Below are 17,579 nucleotides of genomic sequence, written 5' to 3' on the forward strand. Positions count from 1 at the left end.
AAAATCTCCGATTTTCCAGTTGCACAAATCTTATAAAAAATTTTAGGCAGCAAGTTGAAAAATATAACATTAATGAACATCAATATGAAAAGATTATTTATCGGACTTATTTTATTCTTAACAAGTGCTCATTTATCCTACTCACAGGATTCTACAACTGAACAGGAAATTAAAAACCTGTCTAAAGCCAAATGGCAATGGATGGCAGATAAAAATGTTGAGGAATTGAACAAACTTTTTCATAAGAACGCAGTATTTGTGCATATGGGAGGAAGTTGGGGTAAGGACCAAGAACTTAATATTATAGAAAGTGGCGGAATTCATTATAAAAAAGCTGATATCCACGAAGTTTCAGTAAATGTGATTGGAGACACAGCAATACTTTTGAATCGAATTACTTTGTTGGCAGTTGTTGGTGGAAATGAAGTCACTAATCCATTTATGGTAACTGAAGTCTATAAAAAGGAGAGTGAAGATTGGAAATTAGCATCTTTATCATTTACAAAATTATTGAACTGACAAAAATGCCAGCAGCGAACAATGTATAAAATTTATACTTAAATTTGATTTAGTATAAACCGACAAACATTCAACTTCCGATTTTCCAATCGCACAAATCATTTAAAATCCCGTTGTGTTTCATTATAACCAACCAATAAGATTCCCACTTTCTCAGGAAATGAAATGATAAAATTTTATCGATTTAACCAAAATAATACTCGGTAAATCATTTTATTAAATAATTTTTGTCTAATTTTACAGAATAATACTTAGACAAAAAATAGTTGAAGAATGAAATATGTCATATGTATCTTAATTTTATTACAAGGAATGAACGCTAAAATGATTTTTGATTTTAATAAAGGAACAGATATTCAAAATTGGAATGTTATTGATGATGAGGTAATGGGAGGAATATCATCTAGTCAATTTAAGCTCAACTCTGATGGATTTGGAGTTTTTAAAGGACATGTGTCTTTAGCGAATAATGGTGGTTTCGCATCGGTTAGATATCAGTTTAAAAAAACTGAAGTCACAAAATACACCAAAATAAAAATTAGACTAAAAGGTGATGGTAAAGATTATCAATTTAGAATTAGGGATAATTCAAGTAACTATTATTCCTACATCGCTATATTTTCTACTTCAAATGAATGGCAAGATGTCGAAATAGATTTAAAAGATATGTATCCTTCATTTAGAGGAAGAAGACTTAATGCTCCAAATTTTTCACATGAATACATAGAGCAAATTGTATTTTTAATTGGTAATAAAAAAGATGAAAACTTTGAACTTATAATTGATACAATAGAATTGATATAAATTAAGATTAAATAATACTATGTTAAATATATTTAAGAAAAAATCCAAAGCTGAAAAGCTAAATGATCAGTATAAAAAATTACTAGAGGAATCTTACAAACTATCCACAACCAATAGAAAACTTAGTGATAGAAAGGCAGCAGAAGCCAATGAAATTCTAATTCAAATAGATTTGCTTAACCCACGCAACTAAACATAAAAAGACCGTTAAAAACAAAGCCTGGCTAAAATAGCAAGCTTTATTTTTTTGAAAACAACCTCCGCAACAAACAAGAAACAAAAAAACTTACAACTGCTCCAATCACAGCCATTACAACAGTAAAAACAATATCGTGTAAGCTGATATTAAAAATAGTGGAGAGAAAAGTGCCTCCTACAACACCAGAGCGCAGTTGTAGGTCATTATTCGTCATTGTTGCCACTTTCATTGTCAGAAACCACCGCCTGACTTACAGCAGTCGCCACAGCTCCTGCAACAGTTAAATAAGTTGCAATGGTTATAATGGTTGCAGGCAATGCAATGGGAGCTGCAATAATAGCACCTCCAGCAGTTGCTAAAGCAATACCAATATTTCTTAATTTTCTAAAAAAGGAAGGTGTTGGTTTTTGATATCGTTCTATAAGTTTCATAAATTAGTTTTAAAAGTTAAGGTTACTTTTTCTTTTCGGTCAAATGCTTGGTTACAAGCAGAAAGTATTTTCTGAAATACAAAACGAGATTGCAATCCTTTGGCAATCCCTGTAAGTGAACTTACAGGTGCAATACAGCCTTGTAAATCTTTGTTTGCATCATTAGCTGGGTGTATTAAAATCAAACTTCTTTTAGGTACATTCTGAAGTACTAAATGATGTTTAAACTTGTCAGAATACCGAGGCTTCAATTCATACATACCTTCAGGAATACACGACACCCTTTTCAAATTTTCTTTCCAGGGCAATTCAATGGTAAATCCCAAAAATTGTTGATTTATAAAAAGGGCACCGTTGGTACCCTCTTTAAAATACGTTCTATGCAAAACAAGTTCCACTATAACGTATCAACTTTTACAATTGCAAGTGCATTGTATGAGCCATTTTTCAATGGATACATAGTGCCATTTACCTCTTGATAAAATTCAATTCCCAAAACCTGAATAACAGGAAGGTCAGAATTTGCAGTTACAGTTGCACTCAAATCAATAGCAGCTGTATTTGCATTTACATAAGGTAGAATTTCAGTTTCATCACTTTCAAAAGTGGAGGTTTCATTTACAAAATCTAATGCTGCAACACCCGTTACCACTTTAAAATGTGTTGTTCCATTTGGAGCAGCAATTCTTTTCTTCGCTGAAAAAGGTGCAATACTAGCAGTTGCTTCTCCAGTAACACGGTCAAAAGCATTTAAAGTTGGAGTAAACAAGGTAGAACCTAATTTACCGTTGGTGTTAAATTCAAACCCCTGAATTAAGCTCATATTCCCATCTTGAATAGTTCTTGCCCCACGATCATTTACACTGTCTGTTTTTACCACCTTTAAAAGGTCGGTTGTCAATCTGCTTACCACTCTTTTATCTTTTGCATTTTGCAAAAGAATACGAATAGCATTTCGCACAATCTTTCCACCTTTTCCTGCAGATCCAAATTCAGAACCATTTTCACGTGTTCTTTGAAATGCTGGATCGTTTGCAATTCTGGAAGCATCAACTCCTCCTTTTTCACGAGCAAGGTCTCCATCAGAAGTTTTGTAAAAGGTAATACCTCCGATAGTTCCTTTTAATTTAATAATGCCTTTTTGTCTAGCCATAATTGTATAATATTTTTAATTCTCAACAAATGAACCTATCTTTAAATAAAAATTAAAAAACCAACAACCATCCATTCCGAAACAATCTTTTTGTTCCGAATTAAACACATAGATAAAGTATAGATACCGGTAGGATAAAGTATGGATAGTGTATGAAATGAAAATAATTAGAGCCTGCATATACCCAAAAGACATTCAATGCATCACTGGCAGAAGTGAACGCTATGGAAGAAAACTACTCAATGAAATAAAAGCGCATTTTGGGAAGGAATCACATCAGTTTATTACTTCAGAAGAATTTGCTGAATACAGCGGAATCAAATTAGAAATTGTAACCGAATATTTACAAAAGGTTTCATAAATCAACTTTCTTATTTTCTTTATAGTATATGCTAAAGCATACAAATATGTAATATAAACATAAAATATACGTAATTACATATAATTTACTATATTTACATATAAATTATACTTTAAAGCATATAATGAAAGAATTAGCGCAGTTTGTAAAGGAACGTAGAAAAGAAGTGAATTTAACGCAAGAAGAATTCGCAGAAAGGACAGGAGTTGCACTTACAGTTATCCGAAAAATAGAACAAGGTAAAACCAATCTTAATATGGATAAAGTAAATTTGGTGCTAAAAATGTTTGGACATCAATTAGCTCCCGTAAGTTTAAAAGAAAATATAGAATCTAATAATTAAGCTATGCGAAGTGCTAAAATATTTTACGATAAAACTCTTGCTGGAACATTAATTGAAACCAATGATGGAGAATACACATTTACATACTCAACCGAGTATGTGCTTAATTTCCCAAATCAGTTTATAACATTTACGTTACCTGTAAGAAAAGAATCCTATAAAAGCAACCGATTATTTCCTTTTTTTGAAGGATTAATTCCTGAAGGTTGGCTGTTAAATATTGCATCAAAAAACTGGAAAATAAATCCGAATGACAGAATGGGATTGTTATTGGCTTGTTGTCAGAATTGTATTGGAGCAGTGAGTGTTCAACCTCTAACTTCAGAAAATGAAAAATAAGTGCTTGTATTGTTATAAAGAATTAACTACAGAAATCGATTTTCATGAAAAATGTAGTCTTGCTTTTTTTGGAACGAAAGAAGCGCCAAAATTGAATTATTCATTGGAACAAATGACTGATTTAGCTAAAAATGTGGTGGAGCGAAGTATTTCAGTTCCTGGAGTACAACCCAAATTATCTATGACATTTAATGATCAGGCAAAAGACAATCGGTTAACAGTTGTTGGGGCTTTAGGTGGTAATTATATTTTTAAACCACCTTCAAAAGACTATCCAGAAATGCCAGCCAATGAACACGTAACAATGCGTTTGGCTGAATATTTAAAAATTAAAACGGTTCCCTCCTCTTTAATTCGATTAAATTCTGGTGAATTATCGTACATCACAAAACGCATCGACCGCACTGACGATGGAAAAAAGATTCATATGTTGGATATGTTTCAAATAACAGAAGCTTTTGATAAATACAAAAGCTCTATGGAAAAAATTGGAAAAGCATTGGGTCAGTATTCCAACAACACGCTATTGGATAAATTATTCTTTTTTGAAATTGCAGTATTTAGCTTTTTAACTGGAAATAACGATATGCATTTAAAAAACTTTTCAATGATTGAAAGCAACGCTAATTGGATTTTAGCACCAGCTTATGATTTGTTGAATGTTGCTATAGTAAATCCAGGGGACAAAGAAGAAATGGCATTAACCTTAGAAGGGAAAAAGAATAAATTAACCAGAGGAGATTTTATAAAATTAGGGTACAATTTAGCGTTAAACGAAAAACAAATAAATGGCGTTTTTAAGCGATTTAAAAGTAAACAACCTGAAATCATAAAAATTGTAAACACCTCTTTTCTTTCAGAAAAAATGAAAGAAAACTATATAAAAATAGTTTTAAAAAGAGCAGCTATTTTATTCAACTAAATCATTAAAAATCATAAATTTTGATGTTATTTAGTGTTATTTAGTCATTTAAAAGTCGTATTTTTATAGTTCAAAACAAAGTGAAAAAGCTATAACATTAAACTTTTTTTTATGGTCGTTAAATAACACCTCAACATCTTTGACATTTATAAACCCTTATAAACACTAATACATAGGATACAGGTTTGAATCCTGTTGCAATTACTTCTGCAGAAACATCACCATCAACAGCATTGCAAATATCTAAGTAATGTTTTAAAATATTTGCTGATCCAGTAATTCCTTCTTTAGCCGTAAAGATGGGTTTGTTATAACTCCATTTAAAACACCTAATGCTTATGCTTCTTTAATTTGTTCTAAATTTGCTGTATCTATAAAAAATTTCATATTATTCTTTTTTTAATTAAGTAACACGTTTTAAAATATCCTAAAACTGTGTTGCTTGTTGTTAATTTATTTTAATGGAAAATAGTTATTTCTCCCAAATAGTTTCCATTTCTTCTAATGTTTTTCCTTTTGTTTCTGGTACAAATTTCCAAACCAAAATAGTGGCTAGTATTCCCATTACACCATAAATCCAATAGGCAAAACCATGATTAAAAGTTTCTACTAAATGTGTGTTTTTATCCATCATAGGAAAAGTCCAAGATACTAAGTAGTTAGAAATCCATTGTGCTGCAACTGCAACAGCTAATGCTCGGCCTCTAATTTTATTTGGGAAAATTTCAGATAACAACACCCAACAAACAGGTCCCCAACTCATTGCAAAACTTGCCACATATAACAACATAAAAACTAAAGCCCCAATACCAACAGATTCCAAAAAGAATGTTGTTCCTAAAGCAAACATTGAAATTGCCATACCTAAAGCTCCAATAATCATCAATGGTTTTCTACCAAATTTATCAACTGTCATAATTGCTAATACTGTAAATACTAAATTAACAGCACCTACAATAATAGTTTGTAACAAAGCTGTATCGGTTCCTGAACCCATACTTTTAAAAATCTCTGGAGCATAGTACAATACAACATTGATCCCTACAAATTGCTGAAAAACTGATAATAAAACACCAATTACAATAACCGTCATTCCAAAAGAAAATAACTTTCCTGAATGGCTTTCTACTGTATTTTGAATGTCTGCTAAAATTTTCTTACCTTCTTGAACTCCATTAACTTTAATTAAAACATTTAATGCTTTTTCTGGTTGCGATTTTAACACCAAAGATCTTGGGGTATCTGGAACAAAGAACAACATCACTAAAAATAATGTTGCTGGAATTACTTCTGAAGCAAACATCCATCTCCAACCTACTGAATTTAACCAAGTATCATCACCTTGTTTTGCGATGTAATAGTTTACAAAATAAACGATTAACATCCCAAAAATAATAGCAAACTGATTCATTGAAACTAATTTTCCTCTGCTTTTTGCAGGTGCAATTTCTGCAATATATAAAGGAGATAGCATAGATGCCAATCCAACACCAATACCACCAATAATTCTGTAAACAATAAACACATACATAAATGTATGGTCTGCTTCTCCAATTGGTTTTAAAAACATTTCTGGCATGGAAGAACCTAATGCTGATAATAAAAATAATCCAGCCGCTAAAACTAAGCCGTTTCTACGCCCTAATTTTTTGCTAATTATACCACCTGAAATCCCTCCAATAATACAACCAATTAAGGCACTTGAAACAACAAATCCTAATCTGGCATTTGCTTCCATTTCATCCAATCCAAAGGGCAGTACAAAAAAACTTTCTAAAGAACTAACAGTTCCTGAAATAACTGCAGTATCATATCCAAAGAGAAGTCCTCCTAGAGTAGCTACAATGGTTAATTTAAATAAATAACTAGAATTTGTTGCTGTTGCCATTACATTTTATTTATTAAATATATTGGTTAATAATATTTTCAAATAACTCTTGTTTTCCACTTTGAAGTGTTAACTCACCGTTTTCTTGTGCAATTTTGTACAAATCTTGCATAGATAATTTTCCTTCTTCAAACGCTTTTCCGTTTCCTGCATCAAATGAGCTGTAACGCGCTGTTCTTAATTTGTCATAAGCAGATGAAGTAATAATTTTATCAGCAGTCAATAAAGCTCTAGCAAACGTATCTGCTCCACCAATATGCGCGTGGAATACATCTTCCATATCTGTTGAATTTCTTCTGATTTTTGCATCAAAATTAACTCCACCTCCTTGAAGACCTCCTGCTTTTAAGAAAACCAACATAGCTTCTGTAGTTTCTTGAATGTTGTTAGGGAATTGATCTGTATCCCATCCGTTTTGATAATCTCCACGGTTCGCATCTAAACTTCCTAACATTCCTGCTTTTGCAGCTGTTTCAATTTCGTGTTGAAAAGTGTGTTGTGCCAAAGTAGCGTGATTTACTTCAATATTCATTTTGAAATCGTTCTCTAAACCTTGCGCTCTTAAAAATCCGATAGCAGTAGCACAATCAAAATCATATTGATGTTTCATTGGCTCCATTGGTTTTGGCTCAATAAAGAAGTTCCCTTTAAATCCTTGTGCACGTGCATAATCACGAGCCATTCTTAAAAATTGTCCCATATGGTCTAATTCTCTTCCCATATCAGTATTTAACAACGACATATAACCTTCACGTCCTCCCCAAAATACATAGTTTTCTCCTTCTAAAGCAATAGTTGCATCTAAGGCTAATTTAATTTGACCACCTGCTCTTGCTACAACATTAAAATCTGGATTGGTTGCAGCACCATTCATATAACGAGGGTTAGAAAAACAGTTGGCTGTTCCCCATAATAATTTAATATTATTCCCTTTTTTCTTTTCTTTTAAATACTCCGTAATAATAGCTACTCTTTTTTCTTGCTCTGCAAAAGTTGCTCCTTCTTGAATTAAATCTGTATCGTGAAAACAGAAATAATCAAAGCCCATTTTACTAATAAATTCAAAAGCTGCATCTGCTTTATCTTTTGCTGCTTGAATTGGATCTGATGATTTATCCCAACTAAAATTTTGTGTTCCAGGTCCAAATGGATCTCCACCTTGACCACAGAATGTATGCCAGTACGCTATTGCAAATTTAAAATGCTCACGCATTGTTTTTCCAGCCACCACCTGATCTGGGTTGTAATATTTAAATGCTAACGGATTGTCAGATTCTTTTCCTTCAAATTTAATTTCTCCAATACCTTTAAAGTATTCTTTGTTTCCTAAAATTGCCATTGTAATTATTTTATGTTATTTTATTATTTATTTCTTCTATTTATTTTACACTCAAAATGAGTTCTAACTCTTTTTTCCAATTTTGGTATGCTTTTAAATATGGTTCCTTATCTTTAAAAGGCATAAAAGTCATTACATGATCGTTTTCCATAATTAAGTTTCCATAGCTTTCAAAATCTCCTTTATGTAAACCTGATGCACGTGCAGCTCCTATTGCTCCTGTAGTATTGTAAATTTCAATTTCATGCTGAATTAATGTTGCAACTGTATTTGCAAAAATTTCCGAACGAAATAAATTATCATTACCAGCACGCATTACCTGAACATTAATACCATCAGATTTTAAAATTTCCATTCCATAAACAAATGAAAAAGCAATACCTTCTAAGGCGGCTCTACAAATATGTCCTTTGTGATGATTGTTTAAATTAACATTTACTAAACGAGTTCCAATTTCTAAATTATTTAACATTCTTTCCGCTCCGTTTCCAAATGGAAGCATACAAATACCATCCGATCCAACTGGTATTTCAGAAGCTAAGTTGTTCATTTCTTCGTAAGAATTTACTGCTAAATTATTAAGTAACCATCTGTACTGAATTCCAGCTCCGTTAATGTTTAATAATTTTCCAATACGCGGTGTAGATTTAGTATAATTAACGTGTGCAAAATTATTAACTCTTGTACTTTCTTTTCTCGATAAATTTTCAGTTACAGCGTATACCACTCCAGATGTTCCACCTGTTGCAGCTATTTCTCCAGGATTAAATACATTTAAAGCTAACGCATTGTTTGGCTGATCTCCTGCTCTGTACAGTATTGGGGTTCCTGCTGCTAAACCACATTCCTGCTCTCCTTTTTTGCTTACAACAGATTGTTCTCCAAAAGTTGGGACAATATTTGGTAGCAATGATTGATCAATCCCATATTTTTCTAATAAAAAATCGGCTACTGTATCGTTTTTAAAATCCCAAAAAATACCTTCAGACAAACCTGAAATAGTTGTATTTATGGTGTCTGAAAACTTATAAGCAATAAAATCACCCGGCAACATAAATTTATATATTCTCTTATAAATTTCTGGTTCATTTTCTTTTACCCATTTTAATTTTGAGGCCGTAAAATTGGCTGGAGAATTTAACAAATGTGACGTGCATTTTTCCTTGCCAATTTCTTCAAACGCATTATGGCCAATTTCTACAGCTCTACTATCACACCAAATAATGCTTTTTCTTAAAGGCTTTCCATCTTTATCAACAATTACTAATCCGTGCATTTGATAAGCAATTCCAATACCTTTAATTTGTGTTCTAGATATATTATACGTTTTTTTTAATCTCTCAATGGCTTTACAAATATATTGCCACCATTCTTCTGGTTTTTGTTCTGCCCAGCCATTTTTTAATGCGAGCATACTCATTTCTTTTTCTGGCTCTTGTACAACTCCAATGCTTTTTCCTGTTGAAATTTCAACAAGTGCTGCCTTGATAGATGAACTTCCTAAATCAAATCCGATGTAATACATAATTCTATAATGATTCTCTAATTGTTAATTTTGTAGGTACGTAATATTGCATTCTCTTATCTTGGTTAATAAATTCTGCCGCTTTGGTTCCTAATTCTTTAAAATCAGTTGAAACAACTGTAATTCCTTTGTAAATAAATTTCTTCATGGGTGTTTCGTTGTAGGATAAAAACCCTACATCAACTCCCGGCTCATAATCCTTTTCTCTACATTGCTCTAAAAAACTACCTAAAACTCTATCACTTACACTTATATACGCCGTATGTTTTTCAATAATAAAATCCTTTGGATTGGTTAGAATTTGATATTTAATCTTCTCTTCTTTACAAAAACGCTCAAAATATTGAACAGATTCAATTGGGTGATTTGTAAATGTTGGATATAAGAATTTTACTTCTTTGTATTTTTTAAAAAGATTTACGGCTTCATTTAGAACGTCTCCAAAAGCTTTTCCAAAATCTTGAAAAATATAATTACACCCTTCTGAAGCACAAATATTCCAATCTATTAATAACAATTTTTCTGTGTTTATTTTTGTTAAAACCTCTGGAACTGAAGCGTGATCAAAACCCATTACAACATATTTATAATATTTACCTACACTGTTATTAATAATAGTTTTGAAATTGTCAATATTATAATGATGAAATTGTATATCCGTTATTATATTGTCTGGTAAATTATTTGTAAATGAATGATACAATACCTCTTTATAAGCTTTAAAAGTATCTAGAACCAATAAAATTTTACGGGTATCACTCGCAACATAGTAACCTTTATTTGGTACAGAATCTATAACTCCATTTTCCTTTAGAATAGAATATGCCTTAAAAATGGTATCTCTAGATATTTTATGAGCTTTACAAATACTATTTACGGAAGGCAGCAAATCCCCTACTTCAATATTTTTCTTTGAAATAGCATCGTTTATTGAATTTACTATCTGTTGATATTTTGGGATATCGCTTTTATGCTGAATACTGATTGTAAAGTTATTTTTCATTTTACCGATCTGTTCTGTTGTGGTATGTAAAACTAATAAAAATTAATTATAAAACAATACACAATTATCTATAAAACAGAAAATATTAAAAATGAAACGCTTAATTTTTCAAAAAATATAACCTATTGATTAATCTAATCTATAAGGTTTTATGTAGTAATTATAAGTTTTTACTATTTGAAATAAGTAACTTTTAAAGCAAATATTCAACATAAAAAAATTTAGTTTTTAAAATTAAAAATGAAAATACATGACGCCCTTTCTAGCTAATAATTACTTTAAAAATTTTTGTATTTATAACTTAATGCCAGCAACAATAAGCCAAAGCACTTCATAAAAGCTAAAAAAATTTATGAAAATTACACTTTTTTTCAATTTCCTGATAAAAGTCATAGATTACCTTAACAAATACAGATACTTTTACATCATAATTCAATTACTTAATCAGTTTAAGTAATGTTTTTGATTTTTTTAGTTAGTAGTAAAAAAAAAGAGAATTCGCCCGAATTCTCTTTTTTTTATTTTTAACTATATTGTTTTTAAACTATTACAACAGAATTCTCCTCTGCTCCAATTCCACTGCTCACATATTTATCTGCTTCCCAATCATTTTCCCACTGCTCACCATCTAATAAATACTTAAACTGATATTCTTTTTCAGTTTCTAAATCAACAGTAACTTTAAAAGTTCCGTTTTTAAATTTTGTTAACTCTATAGCTTCTTTAGATTTCCAATCGTTAAAATCACCTAATAGCTCCACCTTGTTTGCTCCTTTTGCTTCTTCCTCTGAAATTAAAAAAGTTACCTTACAAACTGGTTTACTTTTCAAAAACTGCTTCTTTAAACTCATAACTAAATTTGTTAAAATTAATTGTACAAATTTGCACTAAAAAAAAACTAAATTCAACAACAATTTTTTCACTTTTATATTCTATATTAACTTCGAAAACGTTTTAGATACATTTTTAATATCAATTTAACATATTATATTATTTAAATACTTCATAATCAAAACATAAGGAATTTCAAATTAGACACTTTATTAAATTATATGCATATTTTACTCATAATTAGTACTTTAAAAAACGAAATATTCAATTTTATTGTATGATTCTATTAAAATAATCAATAACTTTATAAAAGAAAACCAAAACAAACTATTTATGGAAAGTAATTTTAAAGTGCAGGTAAATGAAACTTTAGAATATGATTTTAATGATTCAGATAGTGAGAATTTAGATATTGTAAAACTTTCCGAATCTAAATTTCACGTTTTGCAAAACAAAACATCCTATAATGTTGCCATAGAAAAGACTGATTTCTATTTAAAAGAATACATTATTTCTGTAAACTCCAACAGCTATCAAGTCAAAATTTCAAATCAATTAGATGTACTTATTAAAAAAATGGGTTTTCACAAGGGAGCTTCCAAAAAAGTAAACGACATTAAAGCGCCAATGCCTGGCATTATTCTAAGTGTTCTGGTCAAGGAAAATCAACAAGTTAAAGAAGGTGAAACGCTTTTAATTCTTGAAGCTATGAAAATGGAAAATGCCATCACTTGTCCAAAAGATGCAATCATTAAAAACATTACAATATCTGTAAATCAAACTGTTGATAAAGGTCAACTTTTAATTGAACTAGCCTAATAATTATTCAAACTTCCTATAAAAATACCTTTCCATATGAAAAAAATATTAATTGCAAATAGAGGAGAAATAGCTATTAGGGTTATGAAAACAGCAAAAAAAATGGGAATTAAAACTGTTGCTGTATATTCTGAAGCTGATAGAAATGCACCTCACGTTCGTTTTGCCGATGAAGCTGTTTACATTGGTGAAGCTCCTTCAAACAAATCGTACCTTGTTGGAGATCGAATAATTGATGAAGCAAAAAAATTAAATGTTGATGCTATTCATCCTGGTTATGGCTTTTTAAGTGAAAATGCAAATTTTGCCGAACAAGTAGAAAAAAGTGGTATAATTTTTATCGGTCCAAAATCTGACGCTATTAGAATAATGGGAAGTAAATTGGCAGCTAAAGAAGCTGTAAAATCTTACAACATTCCAATGGTTCCGGGAGTAGACAGAGCTGTAACTGATCCTAAAGAAGCCATTGAAATTGCTAAAAAAATAGGATTTCCAATTTTAATAAAAGCCTCAGCAGGTGGTGGTGGAAAAGGAATGCGAACAGTTGAAAATGAAACTGATTTAGAAATACAAATGAAACGGGCAATTAGTGAAGCTATCTCAGCTTTTGGAGATGGTTCCGTGTTTGTTGAAAAATATATTTCATCACCTCGACATATTGAAATTCAAATTTTAGCTGACAGTTTTGGAAATACACTTCATTTTTTTGAGAGAGAATGCAGCATACAACGTCGTCACCAAAAAGTAATAGAAGAAGCACCTTCCTCAATCTTAACTCCAGAAATACGAACAAAAATGGGAGAAGCAGCTATTAAAGTTGCTAAATCTTGCAACTATATAGGCGCTGGAACTGTTGAGTTTTTAATGGATGCCGATTTAAACTTTTATTTTCTAGAAATGAATACTAGATTGCAGGTAGAACATCCTGTAACTGAATTAATTACTGGTTTTGATTTAGTTGAACTTCAAATTAAAATTGCAAGAGGAGAGAAATTATTAATAAAACAAGAGGACTTAAAAATTAATGGACACGCATTAGAACTAAGAGTTTATGCAGAAGATTCAATGAATAATTTTTTACCTAGTGTAGGTAAATTAAGTGTGTACCAATTACCTGTTGGCAAAGGAATTAGAGTAGATAATGGGTTTGAAGCAGGAATGGACATTCCTATTTATTACGATCCAATGCTTTCAAAATTAATAACATACGGAAAAACAAGAAAGGAAGCAATTGAACTAATGATTGATGCAATTGATAATTACAAAATTGTTGGTGCTAAAACTACACTTCCGTTTGGAAAATTTGTATGCAACCATGAAGCTTTTAGATCTGGAAATTTTGATACTCATTTTGTTAAAAATTATTATTCAGCAGCTAAACTTCAAAAAGAAATTGAAGCAGAAGCTAAAATTGCAGCATCTGTTGCTCTTAAACTATACCTTGATGAGCAAAAATTACTAAAAACACCATTAACCTAATTAAAAAATTGCAGTAATATGGAATCAAAAATTGATAAATTAAACAATAAAATTGCATTGGCATATTTAGGCGGTGGAGAAGAAAGAATAAAAAAACAACACGCAAAATATAAATTAACTGCCAGAGAACGTATCAATTATTTATTAGATGAAAATTCGTTTGAAGAAATGGGTGCTTTAGCAACTCATAGATGTACTGATTTTGGTATGGAGAATCAACTTTTTTTTGGTGACGGTGTTGTAACTGGTTATGGCACAATTAATGGCCGATTAATTTATGTATTTGCACAAGATTTTACTGTATTTGGTGGCGCATTATCAAAATCTCATGCTGAAAAAATTTGCAACATTATGGACCAAGCAGTTAAAGTAGGAGCTCCCGTAATTGGCTTGAACGATTCGGGTGGTGCAAGAATTCAAGAAGGTGTGAGTTCTCTTGGTGGTTATGCAGATATTTTCTTTAGAAATGTACAAGCTTCAGGTGTAATTCCACAACTTTCAGCAATAATGGGACCTTGTGCCGGCGGTGCAGTTTATTCACCAGCTATGACCGATTTTACCATTATGGTTGAAGAAACAAGCTATATGTTTGTCACGGGGCCGAACGTTGTAAAAACAGTAACAAATGAAGAAGTTACATCAGAAGAATTAGGCGGGGCAAGTACACATTCAACAAAATCTGGAGTAACCCATTTAACAGCTGCTAACGATATAGAATGTTTAAATGATTTAAAAAAACTACTTAGTTATATTCCTCAAAATAATAAAGAAACTACACGTAAAATTCCTTATCAATTAAATGAAGAACTTCGTGAAGGACTGGAAAATATAGTTCCAGAAGACACTCATAAACCTTATGATATGCATCTTGTTATTAAAGGAATTATTGATGAAGATTCCCTTTTTGAAATTCATAAAGATTTTGCGGAAAATATAATTGTTGGATTTGCAAGGCTTGCTGGAAGAAGTATTGGAATAGTCGCAAATCAACCATTACAATTGGCAGGATGTTTAGATGTAAACAGTTCTATTAAAGCTGCGCGTTTTACTCGTTTTTGCGATTGTTTTAATATTCCTCTTTTAGTTTTAGTTGATGTTCCTGGATTTTTACCTGGAACAGACCAAGAATGGAATGGCATTATAAAAAATGGCGCAAAATTATTATATGCATTAAGTGAAGCAACTGTGCCAAGAATTACTGTTATAACCAGAAAAGCTTATGGTGGTGCTTATGATGTTATGAATTCTAAACACATTGGTGCAGACATGAATTTTGCTTGGCCAACTGCTGAAATTGCAGTAATGGGAGCTAAAGGAGCCGCTGAAATTATCTTTAAAAAAGAAATAAAAGAAGCAGAAAATCCTGAAGAAAAATTGAAAGAAAAAGAAGCAGAATATGCGGATAAATTTGCTGATCCTTACAGGGCGGCACGACGTGGTTTTATTGATGAAGTAATTCATCCAAAAAATACTCGAAGAAAATTAATAAAAGCCTTTCAGATGCTGGAAGGTAAAGATATTGTTCGCCCAAACAGAAAACACGGAAATATTCCTTTATAAATTATGTTTAAAACAAAAAAATCTCAAATTAAATTTGAGATTTTTTTTGTTTGTAAGTATTATTACCTTTTTTCGTCTAAAATTGAAAGAGTTACATCTTTTTCATTTTTAATTTACAATGTTCTTTTGGTTAGGTAACTCTTTGGAAAAGTCGGTATGTAAATACTGACTTTTTTTATACTATTTCCGCTGATAATCCTTTTGTTAAAAGCTGGGAACAACGTGGTTTTAAATCGTTATATTCACCTGTTTTAACAGTACATTTACCTTTATAATGAACCAATATAGCGCATTGTTCTGCTTGTTCTAAAGTATGATCACAAATTTCTATTAACGAATCTATCACGTGGTCAAATGTATTCACGTCATCATTAAACAAAACAATTTCATTTTGATTTGTTTCTTGTTCTAAAACATCAACCTCTTCCTGTATTTTTCTTTGTGTACTCATTTTGCTAAGCTAAAAATTATTTTTGATACTTCAAAGCAACCCAATTATTTCGCTCAATAATTTTATCTATTTTAAATTGATATTTTGATACTTCTGCGTCAATAATTGGAATATCTTCTTGGTAAAAACCACTTAATAATAATGTACCATCATCGTTTAAACAGTTCATATATGCTTGCATATCATTCAATAAAATATTTCTATTGATGTTAGCAATAATTACATCGTACTTTTTGTTTATTAACAATGAAGCATCACCTTCATAAACATCAATATTTGAGCAATTATTACGCTCTACATTTTCAACAGAATTTTGGTAACACCAATTGTCAATATCAATAGCATCAATTGGTTTAGCGCCTTTCATTTCAGCAAAAATGGCTAAAATTCCGGTTCCACAACCCATATCTAACACTTTTTTATTTGTTAAATCTAAGTCTAACAAATGTTGAACCATCATATGAGTTGTTTCGTGGTGCCCAGTTCCAAAACTCATTTTTGGCTCAATTACAATATCATATTTTAAATTTGGATTTTCGTGAAATGGTGCTCGAATACTCACCAAATCATCAACCTGAATTGGATTGAAATTTTTCTCCCACTCACTATTCCAATTGGTTTGTTCAATAACTTCCATTTCAAAAGAAATAGAAAATTCATCAGAATTTAAAATAAAAACATCGGCTAAAATATTTTCATTCCAATCTGTCTGTTGAATATAAGCAACCAAACCGTCTTCATTTTCAACAAAACTTTCGAAACCAATTTCACCCAACTCAGCAACTAAAATTTCAGTTGCTGGTTCTTTTGGGTGTATTTTAAAAGTATATGATATGTAAATATTATCCATTAAATTGCGTCAATTATCGCTTTAAAATCATCTTTATTAAGTGCAGCTCCACCTATTAATCCTCCATCAACATCTGGCTTTCCAAAAATTTCTTGTGCGTTGTTTGGCTTCACACTTCCACCGTATAAAATAGATACGTTTTCAGAAACATCATCATTGTATTCATCAGCTACAATTTTTCTAATAAAAGCGTGCATTTCTTGTGCTTGTTCAGGCGAAGCAGTTTCACCAGTTCCAATTGCCCAAACTGGCTCGTATGCTAAAATAATGTTTTTCCAATCTTTAGCTTCTAAATGGTACAAACCGTTTTTAATTTGACTTTCAACAACATTAAAATGATTTCCAGATTTTCTATCTTCTAAAACTTCTCCAAAACAGAAAATTACTTCCATTTTATTTTCTAATGCTGCGTCCACTTTTTTAGCTAACATTTCATCTGTTTCTCCAAAGTATTCTCTTCTTTCTGAGTGTCCTAAAATAACAATTTCGACACCAACAGATTTCAACATTTCTGCAGAAATTTCACCTGTAAAAGCACCGTTTTTAGCAAAATGCATATTTTGTGCAGCAACTTCAACCTTCGTTCCTTTTGCTTTATTAGCCACTTTTTCTAAACTTACAAAGGTAGGAGCAACTATTACTCTAGTATTTTTAAGTTTATTCTTTTTAATACTTTTTGCTACTTTTTTAACTAACGATTTAGATTCATCTAAATTATTATTCATTTTCCAGTTTCCTGCTACTATTTTTTGTCTCATTTTTA

22 protein-coding genes and 1 pseudogene are annotated in these 17,579 nt (G+C 31.0%); 10 read left to right on the forward strand and 13 right to left on the reverse strand.

All coding sequences use genetic code 11. The annotated features are described in order from the left end of the window. The first annotated feature begins 84 nt into the window (after positions 1-84). The 3 genes from JEY78_RS10630 to JEY78_RS10640 all read left to right on the forward strand — a co-directional run bounded on the left by JEY78_RS10630 (position 85) and on the right by JEY78_RS10640 (position 1,516). Entirely contained in the window at positions 85-519 is a 435-nt protein-coding gene (locus JEY78_RS10630) for a nuclear transport factor 2 family protein (protein WP_291850786.1), read from the forward strand. 273 nt (positions 520-792) lie between these two features. Beyond that, the gene (locus tag JEY78_RS10635; protein WP_291850790.1) at positions 793-1,323 is read left to right on the forward strand and encodes a CIA30 family protein; all 531 of its coding nucleotides are present in this window, start codon (positions 793-795) and stop codon (positions 1,321-1,323) included. A gap of 19 nt (positions 1,324-1,342) precedes the next feature. Then, on the forward strand, positions 1,343-1,516 hold the full coding sequence (locus tag JEY78_RS10640; RefSeq protein ID WP_291850793.1) for a Lacal_2735 family protein: 174 nt from the start codon (positions 1,343-1,345) through the stop codon (positions 1,514-1,516). 46 nt (positions 1,517-1,562) lie between these two features. Here JEY78_RS10640 and JEY78_RS10645 read toward each other — a convergent pair whose 3' ends face one another. Genes JEY78_RS10645 through JEY78_RS10660 form a run of 4 tightly spaced genes read right to left on the reverse strand, consistent with a single transcriptional unit; the run spans position 1,563 to position 3,106 of the window. Beyond that, positions 1,563-1,736, reverse strand: coding sequence for a hypothetical protein (locus tag JEY78_RS10645; protein WP_291850796.1), 174 nt, complete (start codon positions 1,734-1,736; stop codon positions 1,563-1,565). Continuing rightward, on the reverse strand, positions 1,726-1,953 hold the full coding sequence (locus tag JEY78_RS10650; protein ID WP_291850798.1) for a hypothetical protein: 228 nt from the start codon (positions 1,951-1,953) through the stop codon (positions 1,726-1,728). The genes JEY78_RS10645 and JEY78_RS10650 overlap by 11 nt, the downstream gene beginning before the upstream one ends. After that, the gene (locus JEY78_RS10655) at positions 1,950-2,351 is read right to left on the reverse strand and encodes a DUF5675 family protein (protein WP_291850802.1); all 402 of its coding nucleotides are present in this window, start codon (positions 2,349-2,351) and stop codon (positions 1,950-1,952) included. The genes JEY78_RS10650 and JEY78_RS10655 overlap by 4 nt, the downstream gene beginning before the upstream one ends. Next, positions 2,351-3,106 (reverse strand): hypothetical protein, encoded by a 756-nt coding sequence (locus JEY78_RS10660; RefSeq protein WP_291850805.1) that lies wholly within the window; start codon positions 3,104-3,106, stop codon positions 2,351-2,353. Before JEY78_RS10660 ends, JEY78_RS10655 begins: the two co-directional genes overlap by 1 nt. Positions 3,107-3,263: 157 nt before the next feature. Here JEY78_RS10660 and JEY78_RS10665 point away from each other — a divergent pair, with 157 nt between their 5' ends. From JEY78_RS10665 to JEY78_RS10680, 4 genes are all read left to right on the forward strand, one after another. Further along, complete coding sequence (locus JEY78_RS10665; RefSeq protein WP_291850808.1) at positions 3,264-3,467, forward strand: hypothetical protein; 204 nt, start codon at positions 3,264-3,266, stop codon at positions 3,465-3,467. Between the two features lie 124 nt (positions 3,468-3,591). After that, positions 3,592-3,810 (forward strand): type II toxin-antitoxin system Y4mF family antitoxin, encoded by a 219-nt coding sequence (locus JEY78_RS10670; RefSeq protein WP_291850811.1) that lies wholly within the window; start codon positions 3,592-3,594, stop codon positions 3,808-3,810. Between the two features lie 3 nt (positions 3,811-3,813). After that, complete coding sequence (locus tag JEY78_RS10675) at positions 3,814-4,149, forward strand: HipA N-terminal domain-containing protein (RefSeq protein WP_291850814.1); 336 nt, start codon at positions 3,814-3,816, stop codon at positions 4,147-4,149. Further along, a complete protein-coding gene (locus JEY78_RS10680; protein WP_291850817.1) occupies positions 4,139-5,071 on the forward strand; it encodes a HipA domain-containing protein in 933 nt (310 codons plus the stop codon). The genes JEY78_RS10675 and JEY78_RS10680 overlap by 11 nt, the downstream gene beginning before the upstream one ends. Before the next feature lie 178 nt (positions 5,072-5,249). Here JEY78_RS10680 and JEY78_RS10685 read toward each other — a convergent pair. From JEY78_RS10685 to JEY78_RS10710, 6 genes and pseudogenes are all read right to left on the reverse strand, one after another. Then, positions 5,250-5,458 (reverse strand): annotated as a pseudogene (locus JEY78_RS10685) (transaldolase family protein); the annotation flags it as partial. An 85-nt stretch (positions 5,459-5,543) separates the two neighbouring features. Next, the gene (gene xylE, locus JEY78_RS10690) at positions 5,544-6,959 is read right to left on the reverse strand and encodes a D-xylose transporter XylE (protein ID WP_291850819.1); all 1,416 of its coding nucleotides are present in this window, start codon (positions 6,957-6,959) and stop codon (positions 5,544-5,546) included. 13 nt (positions 6,960-6,972) lie between these two features. Then, positions 6,973-8,298 (reverse strand): xylose isomerase, encoded by a 1,326-nt coding sequence (gene xylA / locus JEY78_RS10695; protein ID WP_291850822.1) that lies wholly within the window; start codon positions 8,296-8,298, stop codon positions 6,973-6,975. A 40-nt stretch (positions 8,299-8,338) separates the two neighbouring features. Continuing rightward, a complete protein-coding gene (locus JEY78_RS10700; RefSeq protein ID WP_291850824.1) occupies positions 8,339-9,823 on the reverse strand; it encodes an FGGY family carbohydrate kinase in 1,485 nt (494 codons plus the stop codon). A 4-nt stretch (positions 9,824-9,827) separates the two neighbouring features. Further along, the gene (locus tag JEY78_RS10705) at positions 9,828-10,826 is read right to left on the reverse strand and encodes a GntR family transcriptional regulator (RefSeq protein ID WP_291850827.1); all 999 of its coding nucleotides are present in this window, start codon (positions 10,824-10,826) and stop codon (positions 9,828-9,830) included. Positions 10,827-11,365: 539 nt separating this feature from the next. After that, the gene (locus JEY78_RS10710) at positions 11,366-11,677 is read right to left on the reverse strand and encodes an isoamylase early set domain-containing protein (protein WP_291850830.1); all 312 of its coding nucleotides are present in this window, start codon (positions 11,675-11,677) and stop codon (positions 11,366-11,368) included. Positions 11,678-11,990: 313 nt separating this feature from the next. On the opposite strand from JEY78_RS10710, the gene JEY78_RS10715 reads away from it, so the two are divergent. The 3 genes from JEY78_RS10715 to JEY78_RS10725 are packed head-to-tail and all read left to right on the forward strand — an operon-like array spanning position 11,991 to position 15,515. After that, on the forward strand, positions 11,991-12,476 hold the full coding sequence (locus JEY78_RS10715) for a biotin/lipoyl-containing protein (RefSeq protein WP_291850833.1): 486 nt from the start codon (positions 11,991-11,993) through the stop codon (positions 12,474-12,476). A 36-nt stretch (positions 12,477-12,512) separates the two neighbouring features. Continuing rightward, positions 12,513-13,955 carry an acetyl/propionyl/methylcrotonyl-CoA carboxylase subunit alpha gene (locus tag JEY78_RS10720; RefSeq protein WP_291850836.1) on the forward strand — a complete coding sequence of 481 codons (1,443 nt, stop codon included), beginning with the start codon at positions 12,513-12,515 and terminating at the stop codon, positions 13,953-13,955. 18 nt (positions 13,956-13,973) lie between these two features. Continuing rightward, positions 13,974-15,515: an acyl-CoA carboxylase subunit beta gene (locus tag JEY78_RS10725; RefSeq protein WP_291850839.1), complete on the forward strand. Its 1,542-nt coding sequence runs from the start codon at positions 13,974-13,976 to the stop codon at positions 15,513-15,515. A gap of 175 nt (positions 15,516-15,690) precedes the next feature. Here JEY78_RS10725 and JEY78_RS10730 read toward each other — a convergent pair whose 3' ends face one another. Genes JEY78_RS10730 through tpiA form a run of 3 tightly spaced genes read right to left on the reverse strand, consistent with a single transcriptional unit; the run spans position 15,691 to position 17,574 of the window. Continuing rightward, entirely contained in the window at positions 15,691-15,966 is a 276-nt protein-coding gene (locus tag JEY78_RS10730; protein ID WP_291850842.1) for an ATP-dependent Clp protease adaptor ClpS, read from the reverse strand. A gap of 16 nt (positions 15,967-15,982) precedes the next feature. Continuing rightward, positions 15,983-16,816: a 50S ribosomal protein L11 methyltransferase gene (gene prmA / locus JEY78_RS10735; RefSeq protein ID WP_291850845.1), complete on the reverse strand. Its 834-nt coding sequence runs from the start codon at positions 16,814-16,816 to the stop codon at positions 15,983-15,985. Further along, a complete protein-coding gene (gene tpiA, locus JEY78_RS10740; protein ID WP_291850847.1) occupies positions 16,816-17,574 on the reverse strand; it encodes a triose-phosphate isomerase in 759 nt (252 codons plus the stop codon). Before tpiA ends, prmA begins: the two co-directional genes overlap by 1 nt. Positions 17,575-17,579: the final 5 nt, after the last annotated feature.

It is taken from the genome of Lutibacter sp. (assembly GCF_016342705.1).
Taxonomy (GTDB): Bacteria; Bacteroidota; Bacteroidia; order Flavobacteriales; family Flavobacteriaceae; genus Lutibacter.

Coding starts and splice junctions, on each gene's coding strand:
- JEY78_RS10720 (WP_291850836.1), top strand. CDS start 12,513: ATGAAAAAAATATTAATTGCAAATAGAGGAGAAATAGCTATTAGGGTT.
- JEY78_RS10665 (WP_291850808.1), top strand. CDS start 3,264: ATGAAAATAATTAGAGCCTGCATATACCCAAAAGACATTCAATGCATC.
- JEY78_RS10650 (WP_291850798.1), bottom strand. CDS start 1,953: ATGAAACTTATAGAACGATATCAAAAACCAACACCTTCCTTTTTTAGA.
- JEY78_RS10725 (WP_291850839.1), top strand. CDS start 13,974: ATGGAATCAAAAATTGATAAATTAAACAATAAAATTGCATTGGCATAT.
- JEY78_RS10710 (WP_291850830.1), bottom strand. CDS start 11,677: ATGAGTTTAAAGAAGCAGTTTTTGAAAAGTAAACCAGTTTGTAAGGTA.
- JEY78_RS10680 (WP_291850817.1), top strand. CDS start 4,139: ATGAAAAATAAGTGCTTGTATTGTTATAAAGAATTAACTACAGAAATC.
- JEY78_RS10715 (WP_291850833.1), top strand. CDS start 11,991: ATGGAAAGTAATTTTAAAGTGCAGGTAAATGAAACTTTAGAATATGAT.
- JEY78_RS10675 (WP_291850814.1), top strand. CDS start 3,814: ATGCGAAGTGCTAAAATATTTTACGATAAAACTCTTGCTGGAACATTA.
- JEY78_RS10660 (WP_291850805.1), bottom strand. CDS start 3,106: ATGGCTAGACAAAAAGGCATTATTAAATTAAAAGGAACTATCGGAGGT.
- JEY78_RS10730 (WP_291850842.1), bottom strand. CDS start 15,966: ATGAGTACACAAAGAAAAATACAGGAAGAGGTTGATGTTTTAGAACAA.
- xylE (WP_291850819.1), bottom strand. CDS start 6,959: ATGGCAACAGCAACAAATTCTAGTTATTTATTTAAATTAACCATTGTA.
- JEY78_RS10645 (WP_291850796.1), bottom strand. CDS start 1,736: ATGACGAATAATGACCTACAACTGCGCTCTGGTGTTGTAGGAGGCACT.
- JEY78_RS10630 (WP_291850786.1), top strand. CDS start 85: ATGAAAAGATTATTTATCGGACTTATTTTATTCTTAACAAGTGCTCAT.
- prmA (WP_291850845.1), bottom strand. CDS start 16,816: ATGGATAATATTTACATATCATATACTTTTAAAATACACCCAAAAGAA.
- JEY78_RS10640 (WP_291850793.1), top strand. CDS start 1,343: ATGTTAAATATATTTAAGAAAAAATCCAAAGCTGAAAAGCTAAATGAT.
- xylA (WP_291850822.1), bottom strand. CDS start 8,298: ATGGCAATTTTAGGAAACAAAGAATACTTTAAAGGTATTGGAGAAATT.
- JEY78_RS10635 (WP_291850790.1), top strand. CDS start 793: ATGAAATATGTCATATGTATCTTAATTTTATTACAAGGAATGAACGCT.
- JEY78_RS10705 (WP_291850827.1), bottom strand. CDS start 10,826: ATGAAAAATAACTTTACAATCAGTATTCAGCATAAAAGCGATATCCCA.
- JEY78_RS10670 (WP_291850811.1), top strand. CDS start 3,592: ATGAAAGAATTAGCGCAGTTTGTAAAGGAACGTAGAAAAGAAGTGAAT.
- tpiA (WP_291850847.1), bottom strand. CDS start 17,574: ATGAGACAAAAAATAGTAGCAGGAAACTGGAAAATGAATAATAATTTA.
- JEY78_RS10700 (WP_291850824.1), bottom strand. CDS start 9,823: ATGTATTACATCGGATTTGATTTAGGAAGTTCATCTATCAAGGCAGCA.